This window comes from Lentzea sp. NPDC051838 (assembly GCF_040681245.1).
Lineage (GTDB): Bacteria > Actinomycetota > Actinomycetes > Mycobacteriales > Pseudonocardiaceae > Lentzea.
Genome location: NZ_JBFAYI010000001.1, coordinates 269,044 through 282,871 on the forward strand (window position 1 = coordinate 269,044; position 13,828 = coordinate 282,871).

13 protein-coding genes are annotated in these 13,828 nt (G+C 67.8%); 7 read left to right on the plus strand and 6 right to left on the minus strand.

Annotated elements, in window-relative coordinates; translation table 11 throughout:
• Positions 1 to 57 precede the first annotated feature (57 nt).
• Both AB0M24_RS01035 and AB0M24_RS01040 read right to left on the minus strand, forming a co-directional pair.
• A complete protein-coding gene (locus tag AB0M24_RS01035; protein ID WP_363759026.1) occupies positions 58 to 822 on the minus strand; it encodes an IclR family transcriptional regulator in 765 nt (254 codons plus the stop codon).
• Positions 823 to 845: 23 nt separating this feature from the next.
• Positions 846 to 1,223: a PPOX class F420-dependent oxidoreductase gene (locus AB0M24_RS01040; RefSeq protein ID WP_363759029.1), complete on the minus strand. Its 378-nt coding sequence runs from the start codon at positions 1,221 to 1,223 to the stop codon at positions 846 to 848.
• Positions 1,224 to 1,398: 175 nt separating this feature from the next.
• Between AB0M24_RS01040 and AB0M24_RS01045 the strand changes: the two genes are divergently transcribed.
• From AB0M24_RS01045 to AB0M24_RS01065, 5 genes are all read left to right on the plus strand, one after another.
• Positions 1,399 to 2,508 (plus strand): cytochrome P450, encoded by a 1,110-nt coding sequence (locus tag AB0M24_RS01045; protein WP_363759032.1) that lies wholly within the window; start codon positions 1,399 to 1,401, stop codon positions 2,506 to 2,508.
• Positions 2,508 to 2,702 carry a ferredoxin gene (locus tag AB0M24_RS01050; RefSeq protein ID WP_363759035.1) on the plus strand — a complete coding sequence of 65 codons (195 nt, stop codon included), beginning with the start codon at positions 2,508 to 2,510 and terminating at the stop codon, positions 2,700 to 2,702. The genes AB0M24_RS01045 and AB0M24_RS01050 overlap by 1 nt, the downstream gene beginning before the upstream one ends.
• A complete protein-coding gene (locus AB0M24_RS01055; RefSeq protein ID WP_363759038.1) occupies positions 2,699 to 3,856 on the plus strand; it encodes an FAD-dependent oxidoreductase in 1,158 nt (385 codons plus the stop codon). The genes AB0M24_RS01050 and AB0M24_RS01055 overlap by 4 nt, the downstream gene beginning before the upstream one ends.
• Positions 3,853 to 4,284, plus strand: a complete 432-nt coding sequence (locus AB0M24_RS01060) for a hypothetical protein (protein WP_363759041.1) — start codon at positions 3,853 to 3,855, stop codon at positions 4,282 to 4,284. The genes AB0M24_RS01055 and AB0M24_RS01060 overlap by 4 nt, the downstream gene beginning before the upstream one ends.
• Before the next feature lie 237 nt (positions 4,285 to 4,521).
• On the plus strand, positions 4,522 to 6,879 hold the full coding sequence (locus AB0M24_RS01065; protein WP_363759044.1) for a GH92 family glycosyl hydrolase: 2,358 nt from the start codon (positions 4,522 to 4,524) through the stop codon (positions 6,877 to 6,879).
• On the opposite strand, the gene AB0M24_RS01070 is transcribed toward AB0M24_RS01065, so the two are convergent.
• The 4 genes from AB0M24_RS01070 to AB0M24_RS01085 form a co-directional block, all read right to left on the minus strand.
• Positions 6,868 to 7,467 carry a TetR/AcrR family transcriptional regulator gene (locus AB0M24_RS01070; RefSeq protein ID WP_363759047.1) on the minus strand — a complete coding sequence of 200 codons (600 nt, stop codon included), beginning with the start codon at positions 7,465 to 7,467 and terminating at the stop codon, positions 6,868 to 6,870. The two genes, AB0M24_RS01065 and AB0M24_RS01070, sit on opposite strands and share 12 nt — an antisense overlap.
• An 8-nt stretch (positions 7,468 to 7,475) precedes the next feature.
• The gene (locus tag AB0M24_RS01075; protein ID WP_363759050.1) at positions 7,476 to 8,465 is read right to left on the minus strand and encodes a hypothetical protein; all 990 of its coding nucleotides are present in this window, start codon (positions 8,463 to 8,465) and stop codon (positions 7,476 to 7,478) included.
• On the minus strand, positions 8,462 to 9,886 hold the full coding sequence (locus AB0M24_RS01080) for a hypothetical protein (RefSeq protein ID WP_363761530.1): 1,425 nt from the start codon (positions 9,884 to 9,886) through the stop codon (positions 8,462 to 8,464). The genes AB0M24_RS01075 and AB0M24_RS01080 overlap by 4 nt, the downstream gene beginning before the upstream one ends.
• Positions 9,887 to 9,965: 79 nt before the next feature.
• Positions 9,966 to 12,110: a glycosyl hydrolase family 28-related protein gene (locus AB0M24_RS01085; protein ID WP_363759053.1), complete on the minus strand. Its 2,145-nt coding sequence runs from the start codon at positions 12,108 to 12,110 to the stop codon at positions 9,966 to 9,968.
• A 116-nt stretch (positions 12,111 to 12,226) separates the two neighbouring features.
• On the opposite strand from AB0M24_RS01085, the gene AB0M24_RS01090 reads away from it, so the two are divergent.
• Together AB0M24_RS01090 and AB0M24_RS01095 are read left to right on the plus strand one after the other, a co-directional pair.
• On the plus strand, positions 12,227 to 12,652 hold the full coding sequence (locus AB0M24_RS01090) for a GNAT family N-acetyltransferase (RefSeq protein WP_363759056.1): 426 nt from the start codon (positions 12,227 to 12,229) through the stop codon (positions 12,650 to 12,652).
• Between the two features lie 5 nt (positions 12,653 to 12,657).
• A complete protein-coding gene (locus AB0M24_RS01095) occupies positions 12,658 to 13,812 on the plus strand; it encodes a nucleotide disphospho-sugar-binding domain-containing protein (protein WP_363759059.1) in 1,155 nt (384 codons plus the stop codon).
• Positions 13,813 to 13,828 lie beyond the last annotated feature (16 nt).

Sequence of the window (13,828 nt, forward strand, 5' to 3'; positions counted from 1 at the left end):
GCTCTCATTGAGCAAAGCCAGCTAGCTCAGTGACTTCAGTGTTGACCGAAATCAATTCTAGTGAGGTGTGTTGCCTTGCAAGATCGAGCGCAGACGGGCCATCTCCTCGACGAGGGTGCGGGCGGCAGCGTCCCGTTCGCGCGGGCCGAACCGCGACTCGGGTGCGATCACGCTGTAGGCCGCGAGTCCTTGGCGCACCCACGGAATGGGCGCCGCGATCGACACCGATCCTTCGATGGTCTCGCCACCGCTAACGGTGTAGCCGCGTTTCCTCGCGGCTGTCAGTTCGGCGAGGAGGGTGCGGGCGCCACCGATCGGTGCCGGCACGTCCGGTTCGGCGAGCAGGTCGCGCACTTCGGCTTCGGGCAGGTCGAGCAGGAGGGCTTTGCCCGCGGCGCCACGAGTCAGCGGGAAGTCGACGCCGATGCCCGCCTCGATGCGCGTCGGCTGCGGGCTGGGCATCTCCTGGGTGCAGGTGCACTTGTTGCCGAGGCGCCAGTAGATGGCGACGGTCTCGCCGGTCAGCGCGCGCAGCCTGATCAGGGTGGTCTGGGTTTGGGCGACGAGGGCGTCGCGGTGCAGCATCACGCCTGCCAGGCGGAGGATCTCCGGGCCTGGGCTGTACGAGCGTGCGTTGGGGTCGTAGATGAGGAAGTTCTCCGCCTCCAACGCGCGCAGCAGCCGGTAGGCAGTGGGCGGCGAGTATCCGAACAACTCGGCTACTTCCGGGCCGGTGAGCGTGGAGCGTGCGGCGTTGAAGGCGTGCATGATCGACAGCGCGCGGAAGACGCTTTGCGTGCCGGTCACCGAGGGCTCGTCCACGTGCCGAGTTTGGCCCGCGGTGCTCAGAACTTCACCTCGACGCCCACCCACGGGTCCTGCTTGCGGCGAATCACGTACCAGGCGCGGGCAAGCCTCGCGAGCGGTGTCTTGCGGGCCATCAGCTGGTAAGCGTGCTCGGTTTCCTGCTTGTCGAGGATTCTGGCGGTTCCTTCGAGGTTTTCGGCGCCTGCGGGAATGCGGCCGGCCGAGTCGCACGGCGCGACGATCACCTTCGGATTGTTGCGCAGGCGCTTGAGCTTGCCCGTGTTCGCGTAGCTGAGGATGTACAGGGTTCCGTCCGCCACGACACCGCCGACCGGGGTCGCGACCGGGGTGCCGTCTTTCCGGAACGTCGTGAGGCTGACGTTGCTGCTCTTCGCGAGCTGGTCGAGGGTGGTCACGAATTCGAATTCAAGTGACCGCTTCTGGGATTGTCAAACGCCGATCACATGGTGATCGAGCGGGTTTGCCGCGTTTACATGGTGATTGTTTTTTGATCGCTCTCAGATTCGTGTCTAGCTTGGCGGTGTGTCCAACGTCGAGATTTTGTCAATGGCTCGCGAAAACGATGCGCCATTGGATCCACCGCGTCAATACGCCCGCTTTCGGCACGAGTCCCCGATCACCAGGATCTCGCTCGGCTCCGGCGCGCCGGATGCGTGGCTGGTGACGCGCTGGGAGGACGCGCGCACAGTGCTGGCGCACTCCGCCACGAGCACCGACATGTCGCGGCCCGCGTTCCCGACCCGGTCGCACGTCGCGATGCCGCCTGGGTTCTTCCTGTTCCAGGACGACCCGGTGCACGACGTGTTCCGCAAGGTGCTGACGCGCGAGTTCATGGTCAAGAAGATCGAGGCCCTGCGCGCGCCGACTCTGGAGATTCTCGACGGGGTGCTTCAGCGGATGGTATCGGTGGGGTCGCCTGCCGACTTCGTGGAGCACGTCGCGTTGCCGTTGCCGTCGCTGGTGATCAGCGAGCTGCTCGGGGTGCCGTACGCCGACCACGAGTTCTTCCAGCACCACTCGCGCGTGCTCATCGAGGGCACGGTGACGGGCGAGCAGAAGGCTTCCGCTCAGCAGGCCTTGAGCGACTACCTGGAGGATCTGGTCGTGCGGCGGCTGCGGGAGCCGCAGGACGACCTGATCACTCGGCTGGGGCGGCAACTGTCCACGAGGGACGCCGCCGACGTCGGATCGTTCCTGTTGTTCGCGGGTCACGAGACGACCGCGAACATGATCGGCCTCGGGGTGCTGGCCATGCTCCAGCACCCCGAGCAGCTCCCTCTGCTCCTCGAGAATCCGGTCGGCGCGATCGAGGAGTTGTTGCGCTACCTGACGATCGCTCAGTCCGGGCTCGGCCGGGTGGCCACGTCGGACATCCCGGTCGGCGGCGTGACCATCCGGGAGGGGGAGGGCGTGATCGTGATGCTCAACTCCGCCAACCGCGACGAGGCGGTCTTCCCGGACGCGGACGTGCTGGACCTGGCACGGCCGAACGCGCGGCAGCACGTCGCGTTCGGGTACGGCATCCACCAGTGCCTCGGCCAGCCGTTGGCCCGGATGGAGCTGCAGGTCGTTCTGCCCGAGGTGTTCCGCCGCCTGCCTGCCCTGCGCGTGGCCGGCTCCGTGACCTACAAGCACACCGCGGCCGCATACGGCCCGGCTCGGATGCCGGTGGAGTGGTGATGAAGGTTTCGGTGGATGTTCCCCGGTGTGTGGCGTCCGGGCAGTGCGTGCTGATCGCGCCTGCCGTGTTCGATCAGCGCGATGACGACGGCTTGGTGGTCTTGCTGGACTCCTCGCCGCCTCCCGCGTTGCACGAAGGCGTCCGTGAGTCCGCTCTGGTGTGCCCGGCCGCCGCGATTCACGTGACGTCGTGAAGCAGATTGTCGTCGTCGGCGCTTCGGCCGGTGGGCTCTCCACCGCCGAAGCGTTGCGGCGCCTGGGTTTCGCCGGCTCGATCACGCTGATCGGCGACGAGGCCTACCTGCCGTACGATCGGCCGCCGCTGTCGAAACAGGTGCTCGCGGGTCGGCTCGCGGCGAACGAGGTGCTGTTGCGTTCGGCCCGGCAGATCGAGGCTTTGGGTCTGCACCTGCAGCTGGGAGTTGCCGCCACCGGGCTCGACCTGTCGGAGCGCGTCGTGCGTGCCTCTCATGGTTCTGTTCCGTTTGACGGGTTGGTAGTCGCCACCGGTGCGCGCCCGCGCAGTCTGCCTGGCGCTTCCGCGCGTGGTGTCCACTTCGTACGGACGCTGGAAGACGCGTTGGCGTTGAAGGAAAGTTTGGTCGTCGGTCGGCGTCTGGTCGTGGTGGGGGCGGGCTTCGTCGGCGCGGAAGTGGCGGCGACCGCGCGTGGCCTGGGTGTCGACGTGACCGTCCTGGAACCATCGCCTGTTCCGCTGGCGCGGGTTCTCGGCCCTGTGCTCGGCGGAGTGATCGCCTCGGTCCACCGCTCGCACGGAGTCGACCTGTGGACCGGCGTCGGCGTGCGGGAGGTGTGCAGCTCGGACGGCCGCGTCACCGGTGTGCGGCTGTCCGACGGAACTGTGGTCGGCGCCGACGTAGTGGTGATCGGCATTGGCTGCGTGCCGAACGTCGAATGGTTGCAGGACAGCGGTTTGCAGCTCTCCGACGGCCTGGTGTGCGACTCGTGGTGTTCGGCGGCGCCTGGCATCTACGGCGTCGGGGACGTGGCTTCCTGGCACAACCCGTTGTTCGGCGTTCCGATGCGCGTCGAGCACCGTACGAATGCGGCGGAACAGGGCATGGCAGTGGCCCGCAACCTGTTAGGGCCTCCGCAACCGTATGCCCCGGTGCCCTACTTCTGGTCCGACCAGTACGACCTGAAGATCCAGGCTTACGGCCACCTGCGCGACCACGACTCGGTCGAGGTGGTCGGCGGAGACCTGGACAGCCGGAGCTTTCTCGCGGCTTACCGCCGAGCCGGGCGCCTTGTCGGCGTGGTCGGCGTCAACGTTCTGCCCAAGACCTTGCGCACCTGGCGTGCGGCGATTCTGGAGGAGTGGAGATGAGTTTGTTCCAGCAGCACACCAAGGCGGGATGGACCGTGGGTGCCGCGGGGTTGATCGCGCTCGGGCTCGGCGTGATGGGGCTGGTGAACCAGGACAGCCAGCTCGCCGCCGTCGGCCTGAACCCCGCGGACCACGCCTCGGATGACCCGCTTCGGGTCACGATGACGAGCTCGTCCGTGGCGGCGATGAACACCGGGGCGATCTACCTGCTCGGGGTGGCCAAGGGCTGGTCCTGGTTTCCCGCGCTGACGGTCGCGACTCGGTCGGCGCAGGCGATCGGGTTCCTGACGATGATGGCGAACGGGAGAGCGTCGTCGGCCTACACCGCCGCTGCTGTGTGGGAGGCGGCTGGCGCGGTGATCACGGCAGGAGCGATCTGGTGGGACTGGCGGCAAGCCAAGTCGGCTGCGAAGAGGGTGGCGGCCTGACTGGCAGGGGCGAGGATCCGGGTCGGGGAGATGGGTGGCGGCCGCTCCTGCCTCTCCTCCTTCACCTCGCTCCTCGCGCCTTGTTCCCCGCACCTCGCTCCTGCGCCGGACCGGCCCAGTTCCCGGCCTTCTTTTGGCGGTGGGCGGCCCCCGGACGACCTGCCAAGCTGAACCCGCGTGAGACTCGAGCTTTGACAACGTTGTCACGGACCGCCGCCGCGGTGAGGAGCGGGAACCATGCGTTTCAAGGCGCTGTTCGTGCTGTGCGCGACGGTCGCGGCGACGGTGACAGCGGTGTCGCCGGCTGCGGCGCAACAGGATCTGGCCGGTCTCGTGAACCCGTTCATCGGCACCACGAACGCCGGCAACGTCTATCCCGGGGCGGTGCGGCCGTTCGGGATGTTGTCGTGGAGTCCGACTACGACCCGCGGTGACCAGACGAGTGCCGGGGCGGCGGGCGGGTACCAGTACGACGTCACCAGGATCCGTGGGTTCGGGTTGACGCACCTCAACGGGACCGGGTGCACGCCGGGTGCGTCCGGCGACATTCCGATCATGCCGTTCGCCGGGGACGTGACGTCGTCGCCCTCGAAGGACAGCACCGACCAGATCTTTGCGACCAACTTCAAGCACACCAACGAGAGTGCCGAGCCCGGGTACTACCGGGTGGGGCTCGACGACGGGGTGAACGTCGAGCTGGCCGCTACCGAGCGCACCGGCACCGGCAGGTTCACGTTTCCGGTGAACGGCAAGGCGAATCTGCTGTTCCGGACGTCCAACTCGTTGAACGGCAGCGGGAACGCGAGCGTGAGAATCGACCCGGCCGGGCGCAGGGTCACGGGGTCGGTCGAGAGCGGCGGGTTCTGCGGGCGGACGTCGGGCGGCGCGGCGAACCAGCGGGTGTACTACCGGCTGTTCTTCACCGCCGAGTTCGACAAGCCGATCACGAGCTACGGCACGTGGCGCGACGGAACCCTGAGTCCTGGCATCACAACCGGCCAAGGGGGCGAGGGGTTCACCCAGCGCGCGGGCAAGGGGTCGGGCGGCTACGTGGGTTTTGAGAAGCCTGGCACGGTCACCGCGCGGGTCGGCATCTCGTACGTGAGCTTGCAGAACGCGCAGGCGAACCTCGCGCAGGAGAACACGGCACCGTTCGACACGATCAAGGCTAGTGCGCGTCAGCAGTGGGAGCAGCAGCTCCAAAGGATCCAGACGACTGGCGGGACCGCGCAGCAACGCACGGTCTTCTACACCGCGCTGTACCACGCGTTGTTGCAGCCGAGCCTCGCCAACGATGTCAACGGCGAGTACCTCGGCTCGGACCTGCGCACCTACAAACTGACCCCCGGACAAGCCGCGCAGTACGGGACGTTCTCCGGCTGGGACGTCTACCGCTCGCAGGTGCAGATGCTCGCGTTGCTGGAGCCGCAAAAGGCGGGCGACTACGCGCAATCGCTGCTGAACTACGCGGATCAGCGGAACGGCGAGTGGGATCGCTGGCTGCACAACAACGGCAAGACCGCGGTGATGTCCGGTGATCCGTCCGCGCCGACGGTCGCGGGCATGTACGCGTTCGGGGCGGAGAACTTCAACGTCCAGAAGGCGTACGAGTCGCTGGTGAAGGCGGCCACCGTGCCGACGGCGAACGACACCCAGGACAACGGGTGCCCGGTGCAGTGTCCTGGGCAGCGTCCGTCGCTCGACCGGTACATGAGCCTGCATTACGTGCCGTCGAACAACTGCCACTGCTGGGGCGCGGCAGCGGAAACGCTGGAAGACGTCACCGCCGACTACGCGCTGGCACAGCTCGCGAAACGCCAAGGCGACACCGCGAAGCAGCAGCTGTTCGAGCAGCGCGCCGCGTACTGGCGCAACGTGTTCGACCCGAGCGTCAAGTACATGCGCAACCGGTCGTCGAGCGGCACGTGGGCGCCGAACTTCACGCCCGGCACCGGGACGGGGTTCGTCGAGGGCACCAGCGCCCAGTACACGTGGATGGTCTACCACGACGTCACGGGACTGGCTGCGGCGATGGGCGGCAAATCCATCGCGGCGGCACGGCTCGACGGCTTCTTCCACGACCAGAACGGGAACTGGGACCTCAGCGGTAACGACCCGACGCGGTACGACGCAGGCAACGAGCCCAGCATCCAGACGCCGTGGCAGTACATCTACCTCGGCAGGCCGTACCAGACGCAGGAAACCGTGCGGCAGATCCTGGACACGCTCTGGACCACCGGAACCGGCGGCATCCCCGGCAACGACGACCTCGGCACCATGTCGTCGTGGTACCTGTTCGCCGCGATGGGCATCTACCCGCAGATCCCGAGCCGCGCCGAGCTCGTGCTGTCCACGCCGCTGTTCACCAGGACGGAAATCAAGCGCGGCAACGGAAAGACCATCGTCATCGAAGCACCGCAGACGAGCACGCAGAACAAGTACATCCAGTCGATGACGCTCAACGGCACGCCCCAGAACCGGGCGTGGGTGCCGGAATCGCTGGTGCGCGACGGCGGGAAGCTGACCTACGTCGTCGGCCCCACCCCGAACAGGACGTGGGGCGCGACCGACACCCCGCCGCAGCTAGGAAGCTAGCGAAGGCCCGATCCAGCGGCCGACCAGGGCACGCAGCTGGTCGTCCGACAGCGGCGGATCCGACGGATTCCGCAGGAAAGACAGGAAAAGCCGCATGAGGACTTCGGCCAGCCCGGCGAAGTCCTCGTCGCGGACCACCCCCGCGGAAGCCCAGTCGACCGGCACGTTCCGCAGAATCCGCGCGCCCAGAGCAAGCCACTCGCGAGACGTCACCGCGCCGGTGAAGAAGTCCTCCTCACCGGCCTGCAGGAGCAGACTCAACCGAGGTTCCGCGGGGACGGCCCGCACGCCGAACACCACCGACTCCACGGCGACCTCGGCCGGGCTGCCGAACGAGGTCAGGTGGCGTTCCATCCGGACGGCGAACTCCTCGACGCCCGCGATCGCGACGGCGCCCAGGATGTCGGCCAGCCGCGGGAAGTAGCGGTAGACGGTCTGCCTGGTCACGCCGGCCTCGGCCGCGATGTCGGACAGGCTGGTCTTGGCGAGTCCGGCGCGGTCCAGGCACGCCGTCGCCGCCTCGACGATCCGGCGGCGTGCCTCCTGCTCCGTGCCGGGCGGGTTGCCCTGCCATCCGTGGTGCCCCATGAGCACCATCAAACCAGGACGCGTACCCGGTAGAGCCGCGCCAGCACCAGCAGCGCACCGGCGAAGCACACCAGCGCGTAGACGAGGCTCGCGACCGGAACGCCCTCGGCAGTCACCCAGAACACCGCCATCAAGGCCAGATAGCACGCCGGGTACCACCGGGCGAACGCTGACACGTCCGGAAGTCGTTGCGCGGTAACGACGAGCCACGCGCCCACGACCCAGATCAGCGCCAGCTCGATCCAGAGTGCCCAAGCCTGCCCGGTGACATTCGTGCCGAACAGGCTCGCGGGAAAGCCCGCGACCACCATGGACAGCGGAGCCAAAGCCCCGGCCGCCCACCGCCATCGGCTCGGCAACCGCACGACCAGGTAGGCGAGAGCACCCAACGAGACGGAAGCGAACAGGAGAGCGCTCTTCAAGGGCACCAAACCCACCATCGGCTGGTTCACCATCGCGTTGGCGGGGTTCCACGCCCACCACCGGAGCTGCGGTCCAATGTGGTCGAACACCTCGTAGAACACCTGGCACACGAAGGCGACGGCGACCGAGCCCGCCACAGCGCCCCGGTGCGCGAAGATCCCGAGCGTGCGCACGACCTCGTAGGCGAGCTGGCTGATCATCGGGTAGAACGCCACGATGTACAACGGCAGCCGGTCCCACATGAACTGCACGGTGAACTGGTTGTGCGCGAAGATGAACCCGTAGATCTCGTCCAGCCCGAACCACTCCGGGAAGTACAGCGGCGGCTCGATCACGAACAGGTAGACCAGCGACGCCCACCACAGCGCGAGGTTGATCGGATCGCCCGCACGTCGTCGGCGAATCGCGTGCACCAGAGCGAAAACCGCGCCCGCGATGACCAAGACCTCAAGCAGCGGCATCGTCCAATGCGCGAGCTCCCACGGAGGCCGCACCGAGACGACAGGGGCGACGTCGTGGCAGTCGAACCCGAGACCGCGCGTGACCGCCTCGGCCTCGGGCCCGCACTCGATCATCGCGCCACCGCCGAGTAGTCCCTGGCCGGCGGCTCGGCGAGAGGGTCGAAGTTGAACGGAACCCTGTGGCGCCCCAACGCGGTCCGGACCCTGTAGCGCAGCAGCCCGGCGATCACGCGAGGATTGGTCATGAAGTCGCGCAACGACTCGTCGAGGTTGAACACCTTCGCGAAGTGCTCGTCGACCACCTCGTACTCGCGCGCGGCACCGACGATGAAGCTGAACGCGGGCCCGGACACCGCAGCCACGAGCTTGCGCCGCCACTCGGGCAGCTTCTCGGTGCCTTCCGCGAACGAGTAACCCTGGTCGCGTGCCATCGCGAGGCTCCACGGCACGTTCAACGACTTCCGTTGCGCGGCAAGGAATCGAGCGGAGAAGTCGCCGTCCACCGACGAGGCGGCCTCAAGATGCCCGCGCAGCAACAGCGCCGACCGAGCCGCAGCACTGATTCCCTGGCCGTAGAACGGGTTGAACGCGCAGATCGAGTCACCGACGAACGCCAAGCGCCGGACAGGCGCCTTCAGCAGGTCGTAGCGCCGCCACTTGTTGCCCGTGGAGCGAGTCAGGTGCACCTCGGACGTCGGCGTGGACTTGTCCATGGCGTCGGCGAACAACGGCGTGCGCACCCGTCGCGCCGACCCGAGGAACGCCTCGGTGGTGCGCGGCATCTCCAGGCCCCACGACCCCATGCACGCGATCGCCCGGTTGCCCTCGATCGGGAAGAAGTTGACCAGGAACTCGTGCTCCGGCGGGTGCGCGCCCTTGTCCGGTGTCGGCATGATCACCAGATGCCGCCACCACCACGAGTCGGGCGGCGACGAGGGAAGCTCGTACCAGCGCGAGGTGTAGGTGACCTTGGCGTCGAGCGTCCGCACCTCGGGCTCCGGCCAGCCCGCCGCGGCCATCCAGCCGCTGACCGACGAGCCGCGGCCCATCGCGTCCACCACGAAGTCCGCCTCGACGTCGTCGACGCCGATCACCGCGCCGTCCTGGAAACGCAGCCCGCCGACCGAAACCCCTTCGCGCACCACGACGTTGCCGAGCTTCTGCACCTGGTCGCGCAGCACCCGTTCGATCAGCACCCGCGAGCTGTAGATCATCGTCATCGCGGCCTTCTTGCGCGCCGACCAGCCGAGACCGTCGAGGTAGGCGGCGTCCATCGACGGCATCAGGTGCAGCCCGCCGGCGTTGATCAGCGCTTCCTCGAAGCCGGGGAACAGCGCCTCGATCGCCCGGCGGCCGGAGTTCAGCAGGAAGTGCGGGTGCTTGCTCTGCGGCACCCCGCGGCGGTGCTCGGCCTCGACCGGCAGCTCGTCGCGTTCCAGGACGACCACCTCGTCGAACCGCGAGGCCAGCGCGCCCGCCGCGCACAGACCCGCCGCACTGCCACCAAGAACGACCGCTGTCCTGCCGAGCCACATGCGGACCAACTCCCCGGGGCTCATTCATACAAAGTGCGCTCGAATGTATGAATGAGCCCGGGGAGTCGTCAATGCGCCGCTAGCGCGTGACCGTGAGCGTCACCGGATTGGCGCGCACCCGTTTGCCGCCGATCTTCGCTTCAGCCGTGATCACCGCCCGTCCCGCGCTCACGCCGGTCACCACGCCGTTGGAGTCGACGGTCGCAACAGAGGGCGTTGAACTGGAGTAGGTGACGGATACGGAGGTGCTGGAGAGGTCGTCCGCGTTCAACGTCAGGTCGGTCGTGATCTCGTCGGCGGGCATGCCGGCAGTGTTCACGCGCTTGTTGAAGCCGTTGTCGTAACGGTTGCCGGTGATCGTGATGTCGTCGGCGCCGTCGAACGTGAACAGCGGCGCCGTGCTGGTCGGCGGCGGTGCGTCCGTGGAGAGCTTCGCGGTGCCGCCGACGGTCACGGGCCGGTCGGGTCCACTCAGGTGCAGGCCGTCGTAGTGCTGCACTCGGTTGCGCCGGAACGTCAGGTCACCGACGCTGCGGCCCGAGACCACGGTGCCGGAGATCAGGTTGAAGGAGTTGTCCTCGATGCGAACGTTGCGGTGCACCGATTGTCCCGCGACGACCTCGGCGTTCGTCGGGTCGAACGAGATCACCGGGCTCGACGGCCGGTCGAACACGTTGCCGCGGATCACGACGTCGCGCACGGGCCCGGACTCGAACCACGAGCGGGCGTCGGACGAGATGTAGATGCTCGCCATCGTCATGCCGTCGAACCGGTTGTTCTCGATCCGCACGGGCTTGCGCGTGGTGACGAGGATGCCGCGGGTCGGAACCGCCTGGAACGTGTTTCCCATGATCACGACGGACGGCGTGTACGTGGTGTTCTCGGCAGCGAACTCTCCCGGCGATCCGAGAACCGCGTCCGGAACCTTGTCGACCACCACGGTCATGGTCCGCAGGTACGTGTCCGGATCCACGTTCGGCGGTACGCTCCGGCCGGTCGGTCCGGTCACCGAGATCACCTTGGCGGTGCCGGCGGGCAGCATCGTGCGCTGGTTGACCAGCTCGACCGTGTTGCCGGGGTAGAACTGCGGGAACCCGGACGTCTCGTGGTGCATGTACTTCAGCTGCAACTGGTTCTTCTGGGCGCCGGTCACCTGGAGATAGGTGCCGTGGACGTTGATCGGGTCGTCCTGCGGGTTGTCGAACACGCAGTTCGTGATCCGGACCGTTCCCTTCACGCCGGACATCTGGACGTGGTCGGCGAAGCTGGACGTGACCCGGCCTGTGCGGCGGTCGGCCTGGAACGCCACCGAGTCGATCGTGATGTCCTCGCTGAACTGGCCGACCAGACCGAAGCCGTGCAGGTAGCCGAGGCGCAGGTGGTCGACGGACACCCTGGCGGACTCCCAGAACAGGGCGGCCGCGGTGTCCCGTGTGGTCTCGCGCATCACGTAGACGAAGCCGTTGTCCGCTGGTGGCGTGCTGCTGGTGTAGCTGATCTCCAGGCGCCGGTTGCCCAGGTCGGTGATCTTCTCGACGTGCTGGAACACCGGGTTGTCGGTGCGCCAGGTCCTGCCGGTCGCCGGGTCGTGCACCTGGGAGTAGTTGAACGAGTTCGTGCCCGTCCAGTACGGCTGCCCGGTGGCCGGGCTGCGTTCCCCGTTCCAGCGGACCGAGGTGCCCTCGATGGCGTAGTTGTAGGTCGGCGGCACCGAGATCACGCGGTACGGGTGGCGGTTTCTGATGCCCGTCTCGGAGACCGTGATGTCGACGGTCTTCGGCGCGACCCAGTCCTGGGTGAAGTTCGTGAACCGCACGTCGGTGGAGCGGATCGCCGCGAAGATGGTCTGGAAGCCGTGGTTGACGAGCTTCGCGCCGCCGCCGTCGACCACGACGTCGTGCATGTCCTCGACGAGGATGCCGATGCTCTTGGTCTTCAACGCCTGGTCGGAGCCGAGGGTGTTGCTGATGTACAGCTCTCGCTTCGGTGCGCGTTCCGGGTAGATCTGGTACGTGCCGGGTGCGAAGTGGACGGTCGTGGGCCGGTCGAGCTTCTTCGCGTGCTCGATGGCCGCCGCGATTCCCGCGGCTGAGTCTTCTCGTCCTGTGCGGTCGGCGCCGAAGTCGGTGACCTCGACGACGGTGCGGCGTTGTGCGGAGGCATGGGCGGAAGGTGCGAGGAGGAGCGCCAGAACGCTGAGAACGGCGACGTGCTTGGACGCCATGACATCCCTTCGATCACTGCGCCCGCACACGACCTTACTCCACGTGAAGTGGCCTTCTGGGATGCATGCGAAATGGTCCTACCGAGAGGCCACTTGCCGGGCGCACGATCATCGGCGTGAACATCATCGAACTCGACGACGAGAACACCGCGCTGGCGTTCGACACGATGCGCGAGCTCCGGCCGCACCTGACCTCCGCGGAAGACTTCGTGGCGGCCGTGCGGGTCCAGCGCAAGGAGGGCTACCGGCTGGTGGCATCGCTGGATGCTCGTGGCGCTGTTGCCGCTGTGGCGGGTTTCCGTCCCCTCACGAACCTCTACGCCGGGTCGCACCTCTACATCGACGACCTGACCACGCTGTCTTCCGCTCGCAGGCAGGGGCACGCGGGGGCGTTGCTGCGCTGGGTCGACGAGGAGGCGCGCCGCCTCGGCTGTGCGGGCGTGCACCTGGACTCCGGCACGCACCGGCACGACGCGCACCGGCTCTACCTGGGTTCGGGCTATGTCATTCCGGCGTTCCACTTCAGCAAGGTGGTTGACTGACCGGCGTGCGCGTAGCCGTGGTCTCCGGAGGCGATCCGGGCCACGTGGTGCCCGCGATCGCGCTGTGCCTGAGGTTTCTGGAGGCCGGCGACACACCGTTCCTGCTCACGGGCGACCGCTGGATCGCCCCGGCCGCGCGTTCCGGGATCACGGCGTCGAGGGTGCACGGCCTGGCGCTCGCGGATCTGCGCGGCTGCGAGGATCTCGGGTCCGAACTGCACTCCCAGGCCGCCGCGCTCGCGACGGCGTTGGTGCCTCAGCTGGAGTCGCTGGCGCCGGATCTGGTGGTGTGCGACGTGCTCGCGCTCGGTGCGAGTCTGGCCGCCGAACTGCTCGGTGTGCCGTGGGCGCAGCTGTCACCGCACCCGCTGTACGAACCCTCGCGCTGGTTGCCGCCGATGGGGAGCGGACTGGCGCCGGGAACCGGCGTGCGCGGCCGGATGCGCGACACGGTGCTGCGGGCGTTCACGGCCAGGTCGATTCGCCAGGGTGATCGGCAACGTGCACTCGTGCGGCAGGAGATCGGGCTTTCGGCCCGTGGACCGGGTCCTGCGGTGCGGTTGATCGCGACGCTGCCCGCGTTGGAGGTGCCTCGCCCGGACTGGCCTGCCAACGCGCACGTGGTCGGGCCGCTGTTGTGGGAGGCGAGCGAGGATCTGATGGTCCCGCCTCCCGGTGACGCTCCTCTGGTCATGATCGCCCCGTCGACCGCCTGGACCGGGGCTCGTGGCATGGCCTCCATGACTTTGGAGGCGCTGCAGGGCTTGGGCGTTCGAGCAGTGGTGTCGACGTTCGCGCCTCCCGACGATGTGCCGTCGTGGGCGCGGTCGGGGCCGGGCAGGCAGGACGAGCTGCTGCGCCAGTCGTCGCTGCTGGTCTGCGGCGGCGGGCACGGCATGCTGGTCAAGGCGCTGCGGGCGGGCGTTCCCGTCGTGGTCGTGCCGGGTGGCGGTGACCAGTGGGAGATGGCGAACCGGGTCGCGCGGCAGGGGAGCGGTGTGATCGTTCGTCCGTCCACTGTGGACTCATTACGGGACGCCGTGGTGCGTGTGCTGGGAGATCCCGGGTTCGCGGCCGCGGCGTCTCGGGCGGCGTCGCTGGAGGGCGTTCGTGATCCGGTGGAGGTGTGCCGGGCCGCGGTCACGGCCGGTGTCCGCTGACCTGTGGTAGACGTGG

What these genes read in the sequence shown, in the direction of transcription:
- AB0M24_RS01075 (WP_363759050.1), bottom strand. Translation starts at nt 8,465, where the DNA reads ATGATCGAGTGCGGGCCCGAGGCCGAGGCGGTCACGCGCGGTCTCGGG.
- AB0M24_RS01060 (WP_363759041.1), top strand. Translation starts at nt 3,853, where the DNA reads ATGAGTTTGTTCCAGCAGCACACCAAGGCGGGATGGACCGTGGGTGCC.
- AB0M24_RS01080 (WP_363761530.1), bottom strand. Translation starts at nt 9,886, where the DNA reads ATGTGGCTCGGCAGGACAGCGGTCGTTCTTGGTGGCAGTGCGGCGGGT.
- AB0M24_RS01050 (WP_363759035.1), top strand. Translation starts at nt 2,508, where the DNA reads ATGAAGGTTTCGGTGGATGTTCCCCGGTGTGTGGCGTCCGGGCAGTGC.
- AB0M24_RS01085 (WP_363759053.1), bottom strand. Translation starts at nt 12,110, where the DNA reads ATGGCGTCCAAGCACGTCGCCGTTCTCAGCGTTCTGGCGCTCCTCCTC.
- AB0M24_RS01070 (WP_363759047.1), bottom strand. Translation starts at nt 7,467, where the DNA reads ATGGGGCACCACGGATGGCAGGGCAACCCGCCCGGCACGGAGCAGGAG.
- AB0M24_RS01065 (WP_363759044.1), top strand. Translation starts at nt 4,522, where the DNA reads ATGCGTTTCAAGGCGCTGTTCGTGCTGTGCGCGACGGTCGCGGCGACG.